The organism is Arthrobacter sp. SW1 (assembly GCF_001766675.1).
Lineage (GTDB): Bacteria > Actinomycetota > Actinomycetes > Actinomycetales > Micrococcaceae > Arthrobacter.
The window spans coordinates 79,525-99,724 of the sequence record NZ_MJLT01000003.1 but is presented as its reverse complement, the minus strand read 5'-3'; the positions used below and the strand labels follow the sequence as shown (position 1 = coordinate 99,724).

18 protein-coding genes and 1 tRNA gene are annotated in these 20,200 nt (G+C 67.1%); 11 read left to right on the top strand and 8 right to left on the bottom strand.

Annotated elements, in window-relative coordinates; all coding sequences use genetic code 11:
* Nucleotides 1-121 precede the first annotated feature (121 nt).
* Genes pstC through pstB form a run of 3 tightly spaced genes read left to right on the top strand, consistent with a single transcriptional unit; the run spans nucleotide 122 to nucleotide 2,989 of the window.
* On the top strand, nucleotides 122-1,054 hold the full coding sequence (gene pstC / locus BIU82_RS04250) for a phosphate ABC transporter permease subunit PstC (RefSeq protein ID WP_070348255.1): 933 nt from the start codon (nucleotides 122-124) through the stop codon (nucleotides 1,052-1,054).
* A complete protein-coding gene (gene pstA, locus BIU82_RS04245) occupies nucleotides 1,055-2,164 on the top strand; it encodes a phosphate ABC transporter permease PstA (protein WP_070348219.1) in 1,110 nt (369 codons plus the stop codon). It begins immediately after the preceding gene.
* A 45-nt stretch (nucleotides 2,165-2,209) separates the two neighbouring features.
* Nucleotides 2,210-2,989, top strand: a complete 780-nt coding sequence (gene pstB / locus BIU82_RS04240; RefSeq protein WP_070348218.1) for a phosphate ABC transporter ATP-binding protein PstB — start codon at nucleotides 2,210-2,212, stop codon at nucleotides 2,987-2,989.
* A 191-nt stretch (nucleotides 2,990-3,180) separates the two neighbouring features.
* On the opposite strand, the gene BIU82_RS04235 is transcribed toward pstB, so the two are convergent.
* Genes BIU82_RS04235 through BIU82_RS04225 form a run of 3 tightly spaced genes read right to left on the bottom strand, consistent with a single transcriptional unit; the run spans nucleotide 3,181 to nucleotide 6,237 of the window.
* The gene (locus tag BIU82_RS04235) at nucleotides 3,181-4,710 is read right to left on the bottom strand and encodes a tripartite tricarboxylate transporter permease (RefSeq protein ID WP_083292187.1); all 1,530 of its coding nucleotides are present in this window, start codon (nucleotides 4,708-4,710) and stop codon (nucleotides 3,181-3,183) included.
* 1 nt (nucleotide 4,711) lies between these two features.
* Complete coding sequence (locus BIU82_RS04230; RefSeq protein ID WP_070348217.1) at nucleotides 4,712-5,227, bottom strand: tripartite tricarboxylate transporter TctB family protein; 516 nt, start codon at nucleotides 5,225-5,227, stop codon at nucleotides 4,712-4,714.
* Nucleotides 5,224-6,237 (bottom strand): tripartite tricarboxylate transporter substrate binding protein, encoded by a 1,014-nt coding sequence (locus BIU82_RS04225; RefSeq protein ID WP_070348216.1) that lies wholly within the window; start codon nucleotides 6,235-6,237, stop codon nucleotides 5,224-5,226. The genes BIU82_RS04230 and BIU82_RS04225 overlap by 4 nt, the downstream gene beginning before the upstream one ends.
* 236 nt (nucleotides 6,238-6,473) lie before the next feature.
* Here BIU82_RS04225 and BIU82_RS04220 point away from each other — a divergent pair, with 236 nt between their 5' ends.
* The 4 genes from BIU82_RS04220 (at nucleotide 6,474) to BIU82_RS04205 (ending at nucleotide 10,365) form a co-directional block, all read left to right on the top strand.
* Nucleotides 6,474-8,090 carry a sensor histidine kinase gene (locus BIU82_RS04220; protein WP_070348254.1) on the top strand — a complete coding sequence of 539 codons (1,617 nt, stop codon included), beginning with the start codon at nucleotides 6,474-6,476 and terminating at the stop codon, nucleotides 8,088-8,090.
* Nucleotides 8,087-8,776 (top strand): response regulator, encoded by a 690-nt coding sequence (locus tag BIU82_RS04215; protein WP_070348215.1) that lies wholly within the window; start codon nucleotides 8,087-8,089, stop codon nucleotides 8,774-8,776. Before BIU82_RS04220 ends, BIU82_RS04215 begins: the two co-directional genes overlap by 4 nt.
* 106 nt (nucleotides 8,777-8,882) lie before the next feature.
* Nucleotides 8,883-9,455 carry a carboxymuconolactone decarboxylase family protein gene (locus BIU82_RS04210; RefSeq protein WP_070348214.1) on the top strand — a complete coding sequence of 191 codons (573 nt, stop codon included), beginning with the start codon at nucleotides 8,883-8,885 and terminating at the stop codon, nucleotides 9,453-9,455.
* A 10-nt stretch (nucleotides 9,456-9,465) separates the two neighbouring features.
* Nucleotides 9,466-10,365 carry an RNA polymerase sigma-70 factor gene (locus BIU82_RS04205; RefSeq protein ID WP_070348253.1) on the top strand — a complete coding sequence of 300 codons (900 nt, stop codon included), beginning with the start codon at nucleotides 9,466-9,468 and terminating at the stop codon, nucleotides 10,363-10,365.
* On the opposite strand, the gene BIU82_RS04200 is transcribed toward BIU82_RS04205, so the two are convergent.
* From BIU82_RS04200 to BIU82_RS19485, 3 genes are all read right to left on the bottom strand, one after another.
* A complete protein-coding gene (locus BIU82_RS04200; protein WP_070348213.1) occupies nucleotides 10,362-11,378 on the bottom strand; it encodes an inorganic phosphate transporter in 1,017 nt (338 codons plus the stop codon). The genes BIU82_RS04205 and BIU82_RS04200 overlap by 4 nt on opposite strands.
* A 1-nt stretch (nucleotide 11,379) precedes the next feature.
* Nucleotides 11,380-11,997, bottom strand: coding sequence for a nuclease PIN (locus tag BIU82_RS04195; RefSeq protein WP_070348212.1), 618 nt, complete (start codon nucleotides 11,995-11,997; stop codon nucleotides 11,380-11,382).
* A gap of 118 nt (nucleotides 11,998-12,115) precedes the next feature.
* The gene (locus tag BIU82_RS19485) at nucleotides 12,116-13,840 is read right to left on the bottom strand and encodes a sigma-70 family RNA polymerase sigma factor (protein WP_070348211.1); all 1,725 of its coding nucleotides are present in this window, start codon (nucleotides 13,838-13,840) and stop codon (nucleotides 12,116-12,118) included.
* 232 nt (nucleotides 13,841-14,072) lie between these two features.
* Here BIU82_RS19485 and BIU82_RS04185 point away from each other — a divergent pair, with 232 nt between their 5' ends.
* On the top strand, nucleotides 14,073-14,294 hold the full coding sequence (locus tag BIU82_RS04185; RefSeq protein WP_070348210.1) for a hypothetical protein: 222 nt from the start codon (nucleotides 14,073-14,075) through the stop codon (nucleotides 14,292-14,294).
* A gap of 205 nt (nucleotides 14,295-14,499) precedes the next feature.
* Here BIU82_RS04185 and BIU82_RS04180 read toward each other — a convergent pair whose 3' ends face one another.
* Nucleotides 14,500-15,159, bottom strand: coding sequence for a hypothetical protein (locus tag BIU82_RS04180; protein WP_070348209.1), 660 nt, complete (start codon nucleotides 15,157-15,159; stop codon nucleotides 14,500-14,502).
* Between the two features lie 202 nt (nucleotides 15,160-15,361).
* Between BIU82_RS04180 and BIU82_RS04175 the strand changes: the two genes are divergently transcribed.
* The 3 genes from BIU82_RS04175 to BIU82_RS04165 all read left to right on the top strand — a co-directional run bounded on the left by BIU82_RS04175 (nucleotide 15,362) and on the right by BIU82_RS04165 (nucleotide 18,863).
* Nucleotides 15,362-15,434, top strand: a tRNA-Lys gene (locus tag BIU82_RS04175).
* Between the two features lie 273 nt (nucleotides 15,435-15,707).
* The gene (locus BIU82_RS04170) at nucleotides 15,708-17,801 is read left to right on the top strand and encodes a carbohydrate binding domain-containing protein (protein ID WP_139146500.1); all 2,094 of its coding nucleotides are present in this window, start codon (nucleotides 15,708-15,710) and stop codon (nucleotides 17,799-17,801) included.
* A gap of 171 nt (nucleotides 17,802-17,972) precedes the next feature.
* The gene (locus BIU82_RS04165; protein WP_070348207.1) at nucleotides 17,973-18,863 is read left to right on the top strand and encodes a helix-turn-helix transcriptional regulator; all 891 of its coding nucleotides are present in this window, start codon (nucleotides 17,973-17,975) and stop codon (nucleotides 18,861-18,863) included.
* A gap of 26 nt (nucleotides 18,864-18,889) precedes the next feature.
* Here BIU82_RS04165 and BIU82_RS04160 read toward each other — a convergent pair whose 3' ends face one another.
* Complete coding sequence (locus BIU82_RS04160) at nucleotides 18,890-20,146, bottom strand: MFS transporter (protein ID WP_070348206.1); 1,257 nt, start codon at nucleotides 20,144-20,146, stop codon at nucleotides 18,890-18,892.
* Nucleotides 20,147-20,200 lie beyond the last annotated feature (54 nt).

The window sequence follows — 20,200 nt, the reverse complement described above, 5'->3', positions numbered from 1 at the left end:
GGCGCCACGGCGCCGGCAGCCAGGGAACACCGAAGTTCCCTGTCCCGCCGTTTGAAAGGGCCACAAGCCCGGGGCGGGGCAGGGAACTTGGCCATTTTCCGTACCGATGTTGAAGGTAGACGTGACCACCAACTCCCTGACCACTTCCCAAGGCGCCGGGCGCGCCGGGGACAAGGTCTTCTCCGGAGCCGCACTGACCGCGGGATGCCTCATCCTCGCCGTCCTGTTCGGCGTCGCACTCTTCCTGGTTGTCCAGGCCATCCCGGCCTTCGTGGCCCCGGCCGCCGACATCCAGGGCGGCCAGGGCTTCTTCGCCTACATCTGGCCGATCGTCCTGGGCACCCTGATCGCTGCCCTGATCGCCCTCGTGATCGCCACCCCCGTGGCCATTGGCGTGGCCCTGTTCATCTCGCACTACGCTCCGCGCCGGCTCGCCTCCGGCCTGGGCTACGTGATCGACCTCCTCGCCGCCATCCCTTCCGTGGTGTACGGCGCCTGGGGCGCGGCGTTCCTGGCAAAGGAAATCGCCCCGGCCTACGACTGGCTGGCGGACAACATGGGCTGGCTGCCGATCTTCCAGGGCCCCGCCTCCGCCACCGGCAAGACCATCCTGACCGCCGGCATCGTGCTGTCCGTCATGGTGCTGCCCATCATCACCTCCCTGAGCCGCGAAATCTTCCTGCAGACCCCCAAGCTGCATGAGGAAGCCGCGCTTGCCCTGGGAGCCACGCGCTGGGAAATGATCAAGATGGCCGTGCTGCCCTTCGGCCGCCCCGGCATCATCAGCGCCGTCATGCTGGGCCTGGGCCGCGCGCTCGGCGAGACCATGGCCGTGGCCCTGGTGCTCTCCTCCGGCGTACTGACCGCCAGCCTCATCCAGAGCGGCAACCAGACCATCGCCGCCGAGATCGCGCTGAACTTCCCCGAAGCCAGCGGCCTCAAGGTCAACACCCTGATCGCTGCGGGCCTGGTGCTGTTCGTCATCACCCTGGCCGTGAACATGGTGGCGCGCTGGATCATCACCAAGCACAAAGAATTCTCGGGAGCGAACTAAATGACTGTCACAGCCCCCGTAACCCGCAAGCGCTCCGCCCTCACCAAGGGCCAGCTGCCGTCGTACGCGCCGTGGGTGGTGCTCGCTGTCGCCCTGGTTCTCGGCGCCGCCATCCTTGCCCTCGTCGGCTTCAACGTCTTCGGCTGGGGCGTCGTCTCCGCGCTGCTCTTCACCGTGGGCCTGGTGGCCTGGAGCGGCATGGTTGAAGGCGCCCGCAAGGCCAAGGACAAGCTGGCCACCTGCCTGGTGGTCGGAGCCTTCCTCGTGGCACTGCTGCCGCTGGTCTCCGTGATCTGGACCGTGCTGGTCAACGGCATCCCCGGCATCATCACCCCCGGCTTCCTGGGCACCTCGATGAACGGTGTCACCGGCACCTTCGACAACAAGAGCGTCGAAGAAGGCACCCGCGTGCTAGGCGGCGTCTACCACGCCTTGATCGGTACCGTCCAGATCACCCTGCTGGCCACCGTGATCTCCGTGCCGGTGGGCCTGCTCACCGCGATCTACCTGGTGGAATACGGCGAGGACCGCCCGCTGGCCCGCGCCATCACCTTCTTCGTGGACGTCATGACCGGCATCCCGTCGATCGTGGCCGGCCTCTTCGCCGCGGCGTTCTTCTTCGCTGTCGTCGGCCCGGGCACCAAGACCGGTGCGGTGGCCGCCGTCGCGCTTTCCGTGCTGATGATCCCGGTGGTGGTCCGCTCCAGCGAGGAAATGCTCAAGATCGTCCCGAACGAACTGCGCGAGGCCTCCTACGCGCTGGGCGTGCGGAAGTGGCGGACCATCCTGAAGGTGGTCATCCCGACGGCGATCTCCGGCATCGCGTCCGGCGTCACCCTGGCGATCGCCCGCGTGATCGGCGAGACCGCGCCGATCCTGGTCACCGCCGGCTTCGCCACCACCATCAATAACAACGTCTTCGGCGGCTGGATGGCCTCGCTGCCCACGTTCATCTACACCCAGATCCTCAACCCGACCTCGCCGTCCAACCCCGCCCCCTCGGACCAGCGGGCCTGGGGCGCGGCCCTGGTGCTGATCATCCTGGTGATGCTGCTGAACCTCGCAGCCCGTTTGATCGCACGGATCTTCGCCCCCAAGGCCGGCCGCTAGTGCCGCGCCCCCATATTCTTCCCACCACAGCATTGAAGGAATACCATGTCTAAGCGGATCGACGTCAAGGACCTGAACGTCTACTACGGCAATTTCCTGGCCGTCGAAGGCGTCAACATCAACATCGACGCCAAGTCGGTCACCGCCTTCATCGGCCCGTCCGGTTGCGGCAAGTCCACCTTCCTGCGCACCCTGAACCGCATGCACGAGGTCCTCCCGGGCGCCCGTGTTGAAGGCGAAGTGCTGCTCGACGGCGACAACCTCTACGGCCCCGGCGTGGACCCCGTAACCGTGCGCACCCAGGTGGGCATGGTCTTCCAGCGGCCCAACCCGTTCCCCACCATGTCCATCCGGGACAACGTGCTGGCCGGCGTGAAGCTGAACAACAAGAAGATCTCCAAGGGCGAGGCCGACACCCTCGTGGAGCGCTCCCTGCAGGGCGCCAACCTCTGGAACGAGGTGAAGGACCGCCTCGACAAGCCGGGTTCCGGCCTGTCCGGCGGCCAGCAGCAGCGCCTCTGCATCGCCCGCGCCATCGCCGTGGAACCGCAGGTCATCCTCATGGACGAGCCGTGCTCCGCGCTGGACCCCATCTCCACCCTGGCCGTTGAGGACCTCATCAACGAGCTCAAGGACCAGTACACCGTGGTGATCGTGACCCACAACATGCAGCAGGCCGCCCGGGTTTCGGACAAGACGGCGTTCTTCAACATCGCCGGCACCGGCAAGCCGGGCAAGCTGATCGAGTTCGCGGACACCAGCACCATCTTCAACAACCCGTCCCAGAAGGCCACCGAAGACTACGTCTCCGGCCGCTTCGGGTAAGCCCCAGCCGCACCCCAGGCTCGCAAGCTCGCCCGGGGACCCCTGCGGCCGTGGGCCCTAGTCTCATCGGCTGCTGAGCATCTGCCGTTTTGGTCCCTGATAACGGCACCTACTCAGCAGTCGGTGTTTAAGGCCCGACGGCGGGCGGCACCTTGGGGGTGCCGCCCGCCGTCGTTATTTAATGCGGACGCTCAGGCGTTGATCTGGTCCTCCACGTGCATGGCGCCGGGCTTCTGCGGACCGAACTTCCGCCACAGGCGGATGAAGAGCGGCAGGGCCAGCAGCACGGCCACCAGGATGTAGGTCACCACGCCTACGGGTTCATTGAAGAGCCCGGAGACGTCGCCGCCGCTGAGCTGCAGGGACTTGCGGAGCTGGCCTTCCAGTCGTGGACCAAGGATGAGGCCGATGATGAGCGGCAGCACCGGCAGGCCGTAGCGGCGCATCGCGAAGCCCAAGGCGCCCAGGACCAGCAGCAGGATCAGGTCGAAAGCCTGCATGTTCACCGCGAAGGCGCCCAGGGTGGCGAAGAACAGGATTCCCGCGTAGAGGTACGGCCGGGGGATCCGCAGCAGCTTCGCCCAGACAGGAGCCATGGGCAGGTTGATCAGCAGCAGCAGGGCGTTGCCGATGAACAGGCTGGCAATCAGGCCCCATACCAGGACGGGTTCATTCTCGAACAGCAGCGGTCCGGGCTGGATGCCGAAGGTCATCAGGGCCGCGAGCATCACGCCGGCGGTGGCGTTGGTGGGCAGGCCGAGGGCAAGCAGCGGGGTCAGCGTTCCGGCGGCGGAGGCGTTGTTTGCCGCTTCCGGGCCTGCGACGCCTTCGATGGCGCCGTGTCCGAATTCCTCCGGGTGCCGGCTGAGCTTCTTCTCCGTCACGTAGGACAGGAAGGTGGGCACCTCGGCGCCGCCTGCGGGCATGGCCCCGAACGGGAAACCGAAGGCGGTGCCGCGCAGCCACGGCTTCCAGGAACGCTTCCAGTCTTCCTTGCCCATCCAGGGCTGGCCGACGGGAATGATGGACAGCTTCTGGCGGCGCAGGTGCGCGGCGATCCAGAGTGCCTCGCCCACGGCAAAGATGGCCACGGCCACCACCACGATGTCCACGCCGTCGCTCAACAGCGGGATGCCGAAGGTCAACCGTTGCTGGCCGCTGACCGGGTCCATTCCGACCAGGCCGATCGCCAGGCCGAGGCCCAGCGAAGCGAAACCGCGGATCTTGGAGGCGCCCAGCACAGCGGTAACCGTCAGCAGGCCAAGGACCATGATGGCCAGGTAGCTGGACGGGCCGAGGCTCACGGCAAACTGCACCACGAACGGCGCCACCGTAGCCAACAGCGCGGTGCCGATGGTGCCCGCCACGAAGGAGCCGATGGCGGCAGTGGCCAGTGCCTGTGCGGCGCGGCCGGCCTTGGCCATCTTGTGGCCCTCGATCGCCGTGATGACGGTGGAGGATTCGCCCGGGGTGTTAAGCAGGATGGAAGTGGTGGAACCGCCGTACATGCCGCCGTAGTAGATGCCGGCGAACATGATGAGCGCGCTGGTGGGTTCCAGGTTGGAGGTGATCGGCAGCAGCAGGGCAATCGCCATGGCCGGGCCGATGCCGGGCAGTACACCCACGGCGGTGCCCAGGAGCACGCCGAGGCAGGCGTAGAGCAGGTTCATGGGGGTCAGCGCGGTGCTGAAGCCCTGCATGAGGAGATTGAAAACGTCCATGTCAGAGAATTCCTGCCAAGATGCCGGCCGGGAGCTTGATGCCCAGGCCGAAGTAGAAGCCGTAGAAGGTGCCGAGCGCCAGCGCCAGCGAGATCAGCCCGTCCCGGATGTAGTGCCGGCTGCCCAGCGCCCAGACGCTGCCCCAGAAAAGCAGGGTTCCGGAAATCACCCAGCCTGCGGCGTCGATCAGCAGGATGTTCAGCACGAAGGCGCCCACCAGGGGAACAACGGTCTTCCAGTCGGAGGGGTGGCTCAGGTCCACGTCCTCGCCTTCTTCGGCCTGGCCTCGGCTGCCGCGCAGAACGGCGATGGCCAAGGCCGCAGCGGAGACCAGGAGGAGGCAGCCGATGATGATCGGCATGGTGCGGGGGCCGACGACGTCGGTCTGGGAGTACGGTGCGGCAATGCGGGATGCGTCAATGAGGACGACGGCGCCGGCCGCCCCGAGCAGGGCAGCGATGCCCAGCTCGGAGCGGCCTTTGCTTGCCGGTGTCCCGGCGTCGGTCTTTTGGCTCACGCCAGCCCCAGCTTTGTGAGGACATCGGCAACCCGGGTGTCCTGTTCCTTCAGGAAGGTGCCGAACTCCTCGCCGGTGATGAAGGCGTCGGTCCAGCCCCGCTGCTTCAGCTCGGCCTTCCACTCATCGGTGCCGTGCATCTTGGTGAGGGCTGCCACCAGGCGGTCGCGGTCGGCGTCGCTGATGCCCGGAGGGGCCACGATGCCGCGCCAGTTGGTGAACTCAAGGTCGATTCCGGATTCCTTGAAAGTAGGAGCGTCGATGCCCTCGAGGCGCTCGGCGCCGCTTACCGCGAGGACGCGGACAGAACCGGTCTTGATCTGCTGGATGTACTCGCCGGCACCGGATGCTGCGAAGCCGATCTTGTTGCCGAGGATGGCGGGCAGGAGGTCGCCGCCGCCGTCGAAGGAGACGAAGTTGACCTTCTTGGGATCGACGCCGACCGCTTGTGCCAGCTGCATCGGGAGCAGGTGGTCCGGGCCGCCCGGGCTGGAACCGCCGCCGACGGCCAGCTTGGACGGATCCTTCTTCCAGGCCTCAACGAGCTCGTTGATGGTCCTGTAGGGCGAATCCTTGGGAACCATGATGGCGCCCGGCTCCTGGATGAGGCGGGCGATGGGAGTGGTGCCCGTGAGCTTTGCCTGGGACTTGTTGGTGTAGCTGGCGCCCACCACGCCAAGGCCCATCTGCATGATGAGGTCCTTGTTGCCCTTTTCGTTGACCAGGCGGGCCAGGCCCACGGTTCCGCCGGCGCCGGCAAGGTTGAAGACCTCCACGTTGGTGGCGATCTTGGTGCTGTTCATGACCTTGGCCGCGGTGCGGGCCGTGGTGTCGTAGCCGCCGCCGGGAGTGTTGGGGACCATGATCCGCAGGCCGGTGAGCGGGCCGGCGTCCGCGGTGCTTCCGTTGGTGGCGGTGGAGCCACCGCCGCTGGTGACGCCACAGCCGGTGGCTGCGATGACAAGTCCTGCAGCGACAGCAATGGCGCGCAGTGCGTTCATCCGACGCATCTTTGTTCCTCTTCTCATCATTGGGTGGGAATGAATTCACCGTATGACTTGACGTGATGCGGGTCACGCTTGTGTTCTCAAAGATTGTTTTGTTCATTGTGGTCACGGTGCCTTGGCGTTGCGGGGCCGGATAATGAAGGGGACATCCCAGCCGAAGGAACCCCGTGCCCGAAGACGTGCCGCTGAAACAGCCAGGCAAACCGCAGCCGGTCAAGCCGCTGCCCCGGCGCCGCCGCATGTCCCTGGCCGGGCAGTACCTTGGCCTGCAGCTGCTGATCGTGCTGGCCGTCCTGCTGGGCGTGATCGCCATTTCCCTGGTGCAGTCGGCCGAGGCCTTTGAACGCGTGGAGGGCCGGCGTGCCCTGTCCGCCGCGGAGTCGCTTGCGGCCAATCCCACCGTCCGTTCCCACATCCCGACGGCGCAACCCCGGCAGGGCGCGGCCCTCCCCTCAGTTGCCGAGGCAGCGCGCACGGTATCCGGTTCCAGCATTGTGGTACTCGCCAAGAAGGACGGCACCATCCTCACGTCCGGGACGGACCCGGCAGTGATCGGCACGCCGCTTCCATTGGGCGACAGCACGGTGCTGCAGGGACGGGCCTGGACCGGACCGGTGGACATGGGCGGCAAGCAATCGCTCATGGCCCACGTTCCCGTGCTCGACGACGCCGGCACCACGGTGGGCATCGTCGCCGTCGGGCGTGAATATCCCTCAGTCCTGGAACGCTTTGGCGAGACGGTACCGGACCTGCTGGTGTACCTGGGGGTGTCCCTCGCGCTGGGCGCGGCGGGTTCGCTGCTGTTGTCCCGCCGCGTCAAGCGGCAGACCTTCGGCCTGGAACCCGGCGAGATTGCCGGGCTGGTGGAGCACCGCGAGGCGATCCTGCACGGCGTCAAGGAAGGAGTGATCGCCCTTGACCTGCACGAACGCATCACCTTGGCCAATGAAAGCGCCCGGGACTTCCTTGCCCTTCCGGAAGACTGCGTGGGCCGCAGCCTCGGCGAACTTGGCGTGCAGCGGCAGCTCCGGGAAGAGCTCACCACTGAACAGTCCACGCCGGACCGGCTGCTCCTGGTGGGCGAACGGCTGGTGGTGCTCAACCGCAAGCCCATGATGTCCCGCGGCAGGGTAATCGGCTCCGTGACCACCCTGCGAGACCGCACCGAGCTGTCCTCCTTGGAGAAGGAACTCGGCCGCACCCGCAGCACCACGGACACCCTCCGCGCCCAGACCCACGAGTTCGCCAACCAGCTGCACACCATTTCCGGGCTCATCCAGCTGGGCGAGTTCGACGAGGTGGTGAGCTTTGTGGACGGAGTCAGCCTGAGCCGCAACAAGCTTTCCGATGGCATCACCTCCCGCATCCACGACCCCGCCCTCGCGGCCCTGCTGATCGCCAAGAGCAGCCTGGCCGGCGAACGGAACGTCGCCTTGCAGCTGGATCCCGCCTCCAGCCTGGGCCGGGTGGACGAGGAGTTTTCCCGCGACCTCACTACCGTGGTGGGCAACCTGGTCGACAACGCGATGGACGCCGCCGGTGGTTCCCCGGGCGGCACGGTGGGCATCAAGCTCAGCGAGGACGAGCATCAGGTGACGGTCACCGTGCGGGACTCCGGTCCCGGCGTCGAGCCCTCGCAACGGGAGGACATCTTCCGGCGCGGGTACAGCACCAAGCCGGGCGGGAACGACGGCGGGCGCGGCTTCGGCCTGCCGCTCACCCGGTTGGTGTGCTTGCGGCGCGGCGGCGACGTGGAGGTGCATAACGACGGCGGAGCGGTCTTCACCGCGACGCTCGGGAAGGCGCCACAACAGGTCCAGCAACAGCATCAGCAGAAGGGGAGCCGAACGGAATGATCAGGGTCCTGGTGGTCGACGACGACTTCATGGTGGCCAAGGTGCATTCGGGCTTCGTCCGGCAGCTCCCGGGTTTCGAAGTGGTGGGCGCGGCGCACACCGGCGCGCAGGCCGTGGCCGAGGCGCGGCGCCTGCAGCCGGACCTGGTGCTCCTGGACATCCATTTGCCGGACATCAACGGCCTGGAACTGCTGCAGCAGCTGCGCGAGGTGGTGCCGGAACTCGATGTGCTAGTGATCAGCGCCGCCCGCGAAGTGGAGACGGTGCGCCGGGCGCTGCGCGGGGGAATCGTGCACTACCTGATGAAGCCGTTTTCGGCCGATGACCTGCACGAACGGCTGGAGCACTACCGGCAGAGCTACCGGGCGTTGGCGCCGGGTTCGGCGAAGGGGACGGCGGAGCAGGCGGATGTGAACCGCGTGTTCGGCCTGGGCGGCACGGCGAAACCGCTGCCCAAGGGTTTCAGCGCCGAAACCCTGCGCCTGGTGGAGGAGCTCCTGCGGCGTACCGCCAGGGATTCCGCGGGCGCGGACCTGTCCGCCACCGAAGCCGCGGACGCCCTGGGAACCTCACGGGTCAGCGCACGCCGGTACCTCGAATACCTCGTGGAGGAAGGGCGGGCCGTGGTGCAGCTGCGCTACGGCGGGATCGGCCGGCCCGAGCGCCGGTACAAGGGCCTCGCCTGACTTTTTCCCGAATCTTTTCCGGGTTTTTTCCGGAAGCCTGTCACAGATCCGGCGCGGGCGGTGTCTCCATGCTGCAAGGCAAGGAAACCGACTCCCAGGAGGAATCATGACCCGCATCCCCGCCGCAGAAATCACCGGCCTCTACGGCACGCTCATCAAGAAGTTCAGCGCGAAGATGTTCGGCAAGGTGCCGGAATCCCTTGGCGTCATGTGGCACAACCCGGCCGTGCTAAAGGCGTCCATGGGCATGGGCCAGAAGCTGCAGAAGTGGGACAGTTGCGATGAGTCCCTGAAGTCGTACGCGCACATGGCGGTGGCGTCCCTGATCGGCTGCACCTGGTGCCTGGACTTCAACTACTTCATGGCGCACAACCGGGGCCTCGACCTGGACAAGGCACAGCAGATTCCGCGCTGGCGGGACTCCGGGGTCTTCACGCCGCTGGAGCGCGACGTCCTCGAGTACGCCGAGGCCATGAGCACCACGCCCGTGACCGTCACCGATGAACTCGCCGCCCGCCTGCTGGAGCAGCTGGGCCCCGCGGCGATGGTGGAACTCACCAGCGTGATCGGCTACGCCAACCTCACCACCCGCGGCAACGTGGCGCTCGGGATCGAATCCGAAGGCTTCTCGGACTCCTGCGGGCTGAAGCCACTCGCGGAGCCGGCGGGCCGCAGGTAGCGTGGCCTCCATGAGCAGCCCCGGCACCACCGACAGCCTGGACCTCTTCGTCACCCACCGCAGCCTCCTCTTCACCGTGGCCTACGAGATGCTCGGCTCCGCGGCCGATGCCGAGGACGTGGTGCAGGAGGCCTGGCTGCGGTGGTCCGGACTGGAAGCCGGGGCCCGGGCGGAGGTCCGCGATCCGCGGGCATACTTCGTCCGCATCGTCACCCGCCAGGCCCTCAACCGCCTGCGGACGCTGAGCCGGCGCCGTGAGGAGTATGTGGGTGAATGGCTGCCCGAACCGCTGCTCACCGTGCCGGACGTCGCCGAGGACGTCGAGCTGGCCGAAAGCGTCTCGATCGCCATGCTCACCGTGCTCGAATCGCTGACGCCGGTGGAGCGGGCGGTCTTCGTCCTGCGCGAGGTCTTCGACGCGCCCTATCAGGAGATCGCCCAGGCCGTGGACAAGTCGACGGCGGCCGTGCGGCAGATCAGCAGCCGCGCCCGCTCGCATGTGGCTGCCCGGCGCCCCCGCATGCAGGTGGACCGCAGCGAGGCGCAGGCCGTCGTCGAACGCTTCCTGGCAGCGGTGACCACCGGGGATGTGCAGGGACTCATGGACGTCCTGGCTCCCGACGTCGTCCTCGTGGCGGACGGGGGCGGCATCGCGAATGCGGTGCGGGTGCCCGTGTACGGCGCGAAGAAGGTCATCAACCTGCTCCGCCCGTTCCCGAAAGTGGCCCTCAACCCGAAGATCGAACTGCTCTGGCTCAACGGCGCCCCCGGCATCCGGATCGACGACGAACTGGGCGGGCCCTCGCTCATCAGCGTGGTGGTGGAAGACGGCCGGATCGCCCGGATCTTCGCCATGCGGAACCCGCACAAGCTGGGCGGCGTGGCTGCGGAGACCGAACTGGCGCGCTAAAGCTTCGCCAGCGGCGAGAATGCCAGTTCCAGGACGAACGCGACGGCGGCCGTCACCGCCGGGGTCAGCAGCCAGAAGCCCAGCATGCGCAGCACCATGGGCCGGTTGGTGACCGAGAAGTTCTGGTTGGTGCCGGCGCCGAGCACGGCAGAGCTCAAGGTATGCGTGGTGGACAGCGGCAGGTGCAGGCCGAGGGCGCCGATGAACAGCATCAGCGAACTAAGGCTCTGCGCCACGAAACCGCGCAACGGGTCCACGCGGATCAGCTTGTGGCCCAGGGTATGGGAGATCCGCCAGCCGCCGAACAGGGTGCCGGCCGTCAGCAGCACCGCGGTCAGGAGGACCGGCCACAAGGGCAAGTCGCCGCCGTCGGACAATCCCGCGGCAACGCCGGCCAGCAGCAGGACCGAAATGGTGCGCTGGCCGTCCTGCAGGCCGTGGCCGAACGCGACGGCCGCCGCGGACACGGCCTCGGCCCGGCGGAAGCGGCTGTGCACCACGTCCGGCTGCGTGAAGCGCGCCGCCCAGGTGACCGGCCACACCAGCAGGTACGCGGCAGCGAAGGCGATTACGGGGGAGACCACCAGCGGCAGCACCACCTGGAACAGCAGCGCGTTGTCCACGCCACCCACGGCGTGGCCGCCCACCACCACGCCCGCCGCGCCCGCTCCGGCAAGGCCGCCCACCAGGGCGTGCGTGGAAGACAGCGGGATGCCGCGCCACCACGCATAGATGCCCCAGAGCATGGCCGCCGCGAGGGCGGAGGCCAGCAGCGTCAGCCCGCTGACGCCGTCGGGCAGGGAAAACAGCGCCTGGCTGGACGCCAGCGCGAAGCCGCCGCTCAGCATGGCTCCGGCGAAGTTGAAGACCGCCGCCAGCAGCACCGCCACTGATGCGGTCAGCGCGCGTGTCCGTACCGAAAGCGCGACGGCGGTGGAGACATCGCGGAAACCGTTCAGGAAGGCGAAACCGCAGGCGAGGGCGACGACGAGGGCATAGAGGCCGAGCGCCACGTCAGGCTTCCTTGACGATGATGCTGCCTACCTGGGTGGCCACCCTGCGCATGTCCTTGGTGACATCCACCAGCTGGTTGGCGATGTCCCGGTTGCGCGCGTACTGCGCCGACTTCATGTCGCGGTGCATCTCGGCAACCCAGATCCTGTGGCTGCGCTCGGCACGCTTGGCCAGGCGCAGGATTTCGATCCAATAGTCCTCGAGCTCATCCAGGTCGTCCAGGCGGACCATGGCTTCGACCGTGAGCTCGGCCTGGCGGCTGATGATTTCCAGCTGGTCCGCCGCGCGTTTGGGCAGCCGGTCCAGCTTGTACAAGGCCACGAGTTCACCCGCGGCGTCCAGCTTCTCCATGGCCTCGTTGAGGAAGCGGGAGAGCGCGTACATATCCTCGCGGGGGAGCGGGTTGATGAAGCTGGTGCGCATGTGGGTCAGCAGAGCGAAGTGCAGGTCCGTGGACTTGGATTCGTGGCCGTGCAGTTCGTCGACCAACCGCTCATGCTCCGTGACCGGGGCGCCGAGGATCTCCGACAGGGTGCCGGTGGCCTCAAGGATCTGGCGGGCCATCTGGGAAAGAAGCTTCAGTCCTGCGGACTCCTGGGGGAAGAGCCGCAGTTTCACGGGGTGGTCCGCTCTGCGGAGTCGATGGGATGTTGGGGGGAAAGGATCGCATGACGTACCGCGGGATCGTTCACAGACACCAACTTTACGGCAGTTGCCCCTGGGGTACGCCGCGCCATCAGTAGACGGTGCCGGCGGTGAGTCCGGCTCCCGGCCCGGACAAGCTGTAGCTTGCCGCGTTGTCGCCTGGCATCTCCAGCACGCCCGAGGTGAAGGTGAGGGAGCCTGGGCCTGCTGTTCCCGTGCACGTAACGATGATGGTGCCGGGCACCGGTTCCAGGCACATCCAGCCCGCCGGCCCCACGAAACTCCCCGGGTCCACCACAAGGCCGGCCAACTCAAAAGTGGCCGCGGCAGGCCCCGGTGTGGTCCCCTCCGGAATGGTGAACGTGACCGTGAGCTGCCCCTGGCCGCTCTGGCCGTTCATGGCCAGGGACGCTGAAGCCGTGGCCGGCTGCGGTGTGGGGGTCGGCGTGGGCGTAGGGGTGGGCGTAGGGGTGGGGGTTGGCGTGGGCGTCGGCGTTGGGGTTACCGGTGGGAGGGTCTCCGTGGGTGTGGGTGTGGGTGTGGGTGTGGGTGTGGGTGTGGGAGTCGGAGTTGGTGTGGGCGGCGCCGTGGTGGGCGTCGGGGCGGGCGCCGGTTGCGGCAGGACCACCGGCACAGGCACAGGCACCGGTGCAGGTACGGCGAGATCGACCGGTGCGGCGGGAGCCTTGGGCTTGGGCGCCGCGGGCGCCTTTGGCGAGGGGATCTTCGGAGAGGTCGACGCCGGCGGGGCCGCTTCGGGTCCTTCGGCGGCCGGTGCTTGGGGGGCTTGCTGCGCGGCGGCCGCGCTGGGAAGAACAGACGCGGCGGGATTGAACACGCCCTGGCTGGCGGCAATGGCGGCCGCAACCCCGGCCGCGACGACCACCGTTGCGGCGACAGGCTTCCAGAACTCCGCCACCGCCGTCGGGAATCCCGGCGCGGGGGCGGAACTGGCGGCGGCCCCTCCCACCGCCGCTGTTCCGGCCGCCCCGGGGATGAGGGCAGCGGCCCATTTGGTGCCGGCGGCGAGGCCGAGGAGCGGAATGAGGGCAACGCGCATGCTCGCCTGGACGTCGCGGAGTTCGAGCAGCAGGGCGGTGCACTTGACGCAGTCTTCCAGGTGCTGGTCCAGCTTCCTGGCTTGGACCGGGCTGAGCTTGCCGCGTGCGTGCTTGCCGAGCTGGCTTTGGTACTCGGCGCAGGGATCGTCGGCGACGAGGTCGAAGTGGTGCTGCAGGTAGGCCTGGCGGAGCCCTTCGCGTGCGCGGATCAGCAGGGAGGACGCGCCGTTCGCGCTGAGGCCCACGTACGGAGCGGCGGCGGCGGGCTTGAGCTGCTCCACATCCATGTACCACAGCACGGCCTGCCAGCGTTCGGGCAGCGAACGGAAGGCGCGGGCCATGGTCCCGGACTCGAAGGCTGCCAGCACCGGATCCACGTCGGTGACCGGGGTGTCCAGGTGCTCGTTGTTCTCCGTGGGCAGCGCGCGGGAGGCGAGTTTATTGCGGGCGAAGGCCGTCCGCCGGACTACTGTCAGCAGGTAAGCACGGAAGAACTCTTCCGGACCCTTGCCGTCGGCAAGGGAAGCGAAGACAGAGGCGAAGGCTTCCGACACGATGTCTTCGGCATCTCCGGGGTTGTCCGCGTGGTTCCGGGCAGCGAAAAACGCCGCGTCCTGGTGACGGCGGTAGAGTGCGGCAAACGCGCCGCTGTTGCCGGCGCGTACTGCCTGGATAAGTTGTGGATCCCCCGCTGATTCGAGGTCCTGTTCTGAGAGGCCGCGGTTGTGCCGCGGCCGGAAGTTAAGCTGCCCCATATGTGTACAGTGTCGCAGCAATCCGGTTCGTGACGCACTGCTTCATGACTGAATTTCCGGATCGTTGCCCAATGTGACTTGCGTCAATCAAAAATGTGTGCAGAAAGTCTCCGAAATCCGCGACACGATTCCGGAATCGCCGGTACTGGATACGTGTACAGACGTGAGTGGGCAGCCTGCCCGGTGGGGAACTCAGTCCAGAACTGATGCCTCCGGGCGAAGGGAATTTGCCGTGATCCAGAAGTACCGTGCCTACAGGCGTGCCCGCCGTTCGGGCCTTTCCGCCGTAACTCCTGTTGCTGTAGCCGTGCCGCGCTACATGACGCTCGACTGCCGGGACGGCGTGCACGGGGCCTGCTTCACCTGCCGCTGCGATTGCCACGTGGCGGTTGTGGCCGCGCCGGCGGCCGAAGAGGTCTTTGACTACGCCGAGGGTGCGAAGGTTCCTGCGTAGGGCCGGCGGCGCCGCCCGCGAAGAGGGCATAAAAATGGTGCCGAACCGGATACGCCTCTCGGCGGTAGGCCGCTCGAAGCGGCTATAAGTTGAAGCCCGGGGGTTTCGCGGTTCGGCACCAGTTTTAGTTTTATACCTCGCCCTGACTAAGTCAACATTGACAGATACGTGTCGGGATGCCTTGCGGGGCGGGGGTCCGGAACGGTCAGTCCAGTTCGCCCAGGCGCCACGCGTTGGCCGCGTGCTCAAGGTCTTCGGCGGTCTTCACCAACTGATGCGAGCTCTTGGTGAGCTTGCTGGCGTGGCCTTCGTTGGAGTGCTCCGCGCTGTCCGCGATGGTCGCCTGGCCGAGCGCCACCACCCGGCAGAACGCGGCGGAACGCTCCAGCGCGACGTCGAAATCGCCGTCGAACGCTCCGGACAGGATGGCGTCCGCCATCTGTTTCATCTCTTCGGCCCCGGGCGGCTCCGCTGCCCCGGCAACCACGTGCGAGACCTGCGCGGTGTCCCGGCCGGCCTTGAAGTACACGGAGATCCGTTCGGGATTCTGGATGGTGGCGGCCCGCAACGCATAGAGCCGCCACAGGGCCCCGGGAAGGGAGCGGGCTGGGCTCTCGGCCCACATTTCGGCGATGGCGTCCAGGCCTTGTTCGTCCGCGAGCTTGACCAGGCGCTTGGTGACCTTGGGGTCGTCACTGTCCCGGCCGTGCCGCACCAGTGCCTGCGCCGCCAGGTGCGCCGCCTCGGAAACCCGTGCGGGGTCCGCGCCGCCCGCGAACGGTTCGAAATCGATGGGCGCAAAGGGCTTGGGCTTGTGGTGCCGGGGTGCTCCGTTGGAACCGTTGGAGGCTGCTGGATCGCTCATGCCCCAACGCTACTCCTGTGCTTTCGCTCGTGCACTCATGCGATGGCCGGTTTTCGGGGCGTGCGCCCGGGTTTTGTTCCCGACGGCGGTGCGCCCGGATCCCGACGACGGTGCGCCGGCCGCGGTGTCATGGCGTCCTGTGGCGTGGGGTAAAGTATTTAACGTCCAGAAATGGACTGGGCCGGCGTTTTGGTGCCGGCAGGGGCCTTTAGCTCAGTTGGTAGAGCATCGGACTTTTAATCCGTGGGTCGTGGGTTCGAGCCCCACAGGGCCCACCCTCTAAACCCCCGGGAATCCCGGGGGTTTTCTCGTGTCCGGGCAACGTCTGCCGCCCGGATTGGTGGGAGCTTTGGTGGGAGTTACGGCCGAAGCGCAGCTTCTGTAAACGTTTCCAGTTTTTCGCGAAAAGGGCTTGCGGGCTCTCAGTTCGCGCTTTACTCTTGTGGGCAGTCGTCATCGTGACGCGACCGCCGCACCGACGCGGTGGTGGCAGTGGATATCAGGATTCCCGGCCTGATTCCACTCACATGCAGAGGATTTCCCTTTCCATGCCACAACTCGAAGCGGGCACCGCCGCCCGCCGCGCACCGTTCAGGAAACGTTTGCAGTTTTTTGCCGGAGCGGCCCTCGCGGGGCTGATGGCCCTTGCCGCTCCGACGTTCACGCCCGTCGGCGTGGACACCGCCCAGGCGGCCGCGCCCGGCCCCAAGGACGCCACCGCCGTCCTCTTCGAATACACCTGGAACGCAATCGCCCGCGAATGCACCGAGAACCTCGGCCCGGCCGGGTATGGCTACGTCCAGACCTCGCCGCCGCAGGAACACGTCCAGGGCCAGGCCTGGTGGGTCCATTACCAGCCGGTGAGTTACAAAGTGGAGTCCCGGCTTGGCACCAGGGCCGAGTTCAAGGCGATGGTGGACACCTGCCACGCCGCCGGCGTCAAGATCATTGCCGACGCCGTCATCAACCACATGAGCGGCCAGTCCGCCGGGGGAACCGGCTGGGCGGGCTCAACGTTCCAGCACTACGACTACCCGGGCATCTACCAGAGCCAGGACTTCCACTCCTGCAAGCGGAACATCGTCAATTACCAGGACCGCTGGGAGGTGCAGGAATGCAACCTCGTGAACCTGGCTGACCTCAACACTTCTTCGCCGTATGTGCAGGGAAAGATTGCCGCCTACCTGAATGACCTCGTTTCGCTTGGCGTGGACGGGCTCCGCATCGACGCGGTGAAGCACATCGCCGCGGCCGATATGCAGGGCATCCTCTCCAAGGTCAATGACCGCACCCGGCTCTACGTGGTCCAGGAAGTCATCCGCGCCAACGAACCGATCCAGCCCGAGGAATACCTCGACTACGGCGACATCCACGAGTTCGCCTTCGCCCGCAAGCTCAAGGAAGCTTTCGGCGGCGGCACCATCAACTGGCTCATCACCGGCAACGGCATCGGCCCTAGCTGGTCCGGCTTCCTCGCTAACAGCAACGCCGCCGTCTTCGTCGACAACCACGACACCGAACGCAACGGCGAAACCCTCAGCTACAAAGATGGCGCTGTCTACGACCTCGCGCAGATCTTCACGCTCGGCTGGAACTACGGTTCGCCGTCGATCCATTCCGGGTACGCCTTCACCGACAAGGACGCAGGACCGTCCCTGGCGGCCAACGGCCGCGTGAACGACGCCGTCTGCGGACAGAACGGCTGGACCTGCGAACACTCGGAAACGGCCATCGAGAACATGGTGGGCTTCCGCACACAGACGTACGGCACCGCCGTCGTGAACAAATGGGACAACGGCTCCAACGCCATCGCCTTCGGCCGCGGCGACAAGGGCTACCTGGCGATCAACCGCGGCACCGCCCTGACCCGCACCTTCCAGAGCTCCCTGCCCGCAGGCAACTACTGCAACGTGATCGTCGGGCTGCCCACCGCGGGAGGCTGCTCCGCCGGTGGCGTCATCACCGTGGATGCCGCGGGGACCTTCACTGCGACCGTCGGCCAGAACGCCGCGCTCGCCCTCCACGTGGGCGCCAAGGCAGGCGGCACCACGCCTGTTCCGGGCAACTCCCAAACCGTCTACTACGCCACTACCAAGGGCTGGACGAACTACAACATGCACTACAAAGCAGGTACCGGCAGCTGGACCACCGCACCCGGCGTCGCGATGAGCGCGGCCTGCACGGGCTGGGTGTCGAAGACCATCGACCTCGGCACCGCCACCACCAGCACCGCCGCCTTCAACAACGGCGCCGGCACCTGGGACAACAACGGCGGGCAGGACTACCTGCTCAGCGGAAGCACGGTCACCGTCAAGGACGGCGTGGTCGGCACGGGCAATCCCTGCGCCGCACCGGCGTCGAACACCACCTCCGTCTACTACGCCACAGGCTGGACCAGCCCCAACATCCACTACAAGGTGGGCGACGGCGCATGGACCGCGGTACCCGGCGTCGGAATGACCGCAGCCTGCCCCGGCTGGTTCCAGAAAACCGTGGACCTGGGCACTGCCACGGGCATCACCGCCGCGTTCAACAACGGCTCCGGCAGCTGGGATAACAACGGCGGCAACAACTACACGATCGGCGCAGGCGCGATGAAGGTGCAGAACGGCACCGTCTCCGCCGGCAACCCGTGTAGCTGACAAGACCTCACGGCTGCCGAGGCTTTCGGCGCCGTGAGCCGGGAAGGGGCGGCACCGGACGGACCGGTGCCGCCCCGCTTTCTATCCGGTGCCGGGGTGCCGGTGAATCCTGCCCAGGCAGGTACTGCCGGAGACTCCCACACGGCGTCCGGACTGCCTACGGTTGCTTCCATGGATAACCGTGCAGAAGTCCGTGAGTTCCTCACGAGCCGCCGAGCCAAAGTGCAGCCCAGGCAGGTGGGCCTTCCCGAAGGGTCCAAGCGCCGGGTGGCGGGTTTGCGCCGCATCGAGGTGGCGGCGCTCGCCGGAATGAGCGTTGAGTATTACACCAAGCTGGAACGCGGGGCCATCAGCGGGGCCTCGCCGGAAGTCCTGGACAGCCTCGCCCGCGCCCTGATGCTCGACGACGACGAACGGGCCTACCTTTTCGACCTCGCCCAGGCGGCCAGCCCGGTGGGTCGGCGTCCCCGGAAGCGGAACCATGCGGACTGGCGCCCGCATGACAGCCTTCAATGGATCCTCGACGCCGTCACCGAAGGCCCCGCCTTCGTCCGCAACGGCCGGATGGACCTACTGGCCGCCAACCTCCTGGGCCGGGCGTTCTACAAGGACATGTACGACGCCGGTGGCCGCACCCCCAACTTCGCCCGCTTCATCTACCTGGACCAGCGTGGCATCGACTTCCATCCCGACTGGGAACGTGCCGCGGACACCACGGTGCAGATCCTGCGCATGGAAGGTGCCCGCAATCCGCACGACAAGGAACACTACGAACTGATCGGGGAGCTCTCCATGCACAGTCCGGAGTTCCGCCGCCGGTGGGCCGCCCACAGTGTGTGGCGCCCGGGCGCGGGCTTCAAGGTGTTCCGCCATCCGGTGGTCGGCGAGATGACCCTGGCGTTCGAAGGCATGGAAATGGCCTCCGACCCTGGGCTGACCCTGACCATCTACGCCGCGGAGCCGGGAACGCCGTCCGCCGAGCGCATGCAGTTGCTCGCGTCCTGGGCGGTCAGTGAATATGGCGGGCACCCGGCGAATCGGCCCCTGCAGCCCGGCACTTAGAGCGCGGCGGCGCTCGGGTGCCCGATTCAGGTGGCCACTGAGGCGTCCCGACCCGCGGCCCGGGCGGTCAGCACCGCCAGCAGAGCAGCGGCCCCGAGCACTGCGGCACTCACGATGAAGGTGCTGCTGTACCCGCCGCCGTCGAACAGTACACCGCCCAGCGTGGAACCGAAGGCAATGCACGTCTGGACGGTGGCCACCATGAGCCCGCCGCCGGCCTCGGCGTTGTGGGGCATGGCCGTGGCCACCCAGCTCCACCAGCCGACCGGTGCCGAGGTGGCGAGCAGCCCCCATACGCCCAGGAGCGCCAGGACGGCGATCAGTGACGGGCCGAAGGGAACCAGGGCCAGCGCGACGACGGCGAGCAGCGCCGGGATGACCGCAAGAGTGCGGTACAGGCCCGGGCCGAGGAAGCGGCCGATCAGGAGCGTGCCAGCCAAGCCCGCCACGCCGACGATGAGCAACGCGAGCGACACCGTGGTGGCGTCCGCCCGGGTGACCGTTTCCAGGAACGGGCGCACATAGGTGAACAAGATGAACTGGCCCATGAAGAAGGCGCCGCAGGCGGCCATGCCCAGCGCCACCGGCCGGCTCTTGAGGGCGGCGAAGATGCCGAAGACCTGCCGCGCCCGGACCCTGGGTTTCGCGGCCTCCAACGACGGCAGGCTGAACCATTGCCACGCGAGGCACAGCAGCGAGATGGGGACAAGGCAGAAGAAGGCTCCGCGCCAGCCGATTACGCCGCCAAGGTAACTTCCCAGCGGCGCGCCGAGCACGGTGGCCAGGGCGCCGCCGCCGTTGAAGATGGCCAGCGCACGCGGCAGTCGGGACGCCGGGACAAGGCGCATCGCGGTGGCTGCGGACATCGACCAGAAGCCGCCCACCACCACGCCGATCAGTGCCCGGCCCGCCATGTACACGGAAAAGTCCGGGGCGACGGCGACGACCGCGCCGGAGACGCCCATCAGTGCCGTCATACCGAGAAGCAGTGTCTTACGGTTTATTCCGCCGGCCAACGTCGAGATCGACAGGCTGGTCAGCACCGCGAACAGCCCCGAAATCGCGATGCCCTGCCCCACCATTCCTTCGGATACGCGCAGGTCCGCGGCCATCGGGGTCAGGAGGCTGACGGGCATGAACTCCGAGGCGATCAGGGCAAAGGCGCAGAGCGACATCGCGAAGACGCCCTGCCAATGGGCGGGATGCTCTTCGGAGGTATTGCTCGCGGGCTCGGCGTGGCCTGAATCAATGCGGTCAGGCCCAAGGGAAGTGCCGTGTGACATGGAGGTCCTTCGTCGGTTGATGTGCGGGGAATGCCCCGACAATCCATGTCATCA

Coding starts and splice junctions, on each gene's coding strand:
- BIU82_RS04215 (WP_070348215.1), top strand. CDS start 8,087: ATGATCAGGGTCCTGGTGGTCGACGACGACTTCATGGTGGCCAAGGTG.
- BIU82_RS04210 (WP_070348214.1), top strand. CDS start 8,883: ATGACCCGCATCCCCGCCGCAGAAATCACCGGCCTCTACGGCACGCTC.
- BIU82_RS04220 (WP_070348254.1), top strand. CDS start 6,474: ATGTCCCTGGCCGGGCAGTACCTTGGCCTGCAGCTGCTGATCGTGCTG.
- BIU82_RS04235 (WP_083292187.1), bottom strand. CDS start 4,710: ATGGACGTTTTCAATCTCCTCATGCAGGGCTTCAGCACCGCGCTGACC.
- BIU82_RS04205 (WP_070348253.1), top strand. CDS start 9,466: ATGAGCAGCCCCGGCACCACCGACAGCCTGGACCTCTTCGTCACCCAC.
- BIU82_RS04180 (WP_070348209.1), bottom strand. CDS start 15,159: ATGAGCGATCCAGCAGCCTCCAACGGTTCCAACGGAGCACCCCGGCAC.
- pstA (WP_070348219.1), top strand. CDS start 1,055: ATGACTGTCACAGCCCCCGTAACCCGCAAGCGCTCCGCCCTCACCAAG.
- BIU82_RS04165 (WP_070348207.1), top strand. CDS start 17,973: ATGGATAACCGTGCAGAAGTCCGTGAGTTCCTCACGAGCCGCCGAGCC.
- BIU82_RS04170 (WP_139146500.1), top strand. CDS start 15,708: ATGCCACAACTCGAAGCGGGCACCGCCGCCCGCCGCGCACCGTTCAGG.
- BIU82_RS04160 (WP_070348206.1), bottom strand. CDS start 20,146: ATGTCACACGGCACTTCCCTTGGGCCTGACCGCATTGATTCAGGCCAC.
- BIU82_RS19485 (WP_070348211.1), bottom strand. CDS start 13,840: ATGGGGCAGCTTAACTTCCGGCCGCGGCACAACCGCGGCCTCTCAGAA.
- BIU82_RS04225 (WP_070348216.1), bottom strand. CDS start 6,237: ATGCGTCGGATGAACGCACTGCGCGCCATTGCTGTCGCTGCAGGACTT.
- pstB (WP_070348218.1), top strand. CDS start 2,210: ATGTCTAAGCGGATCGACGTCAAGGACCTGAACGTCTACTACGGCAAT.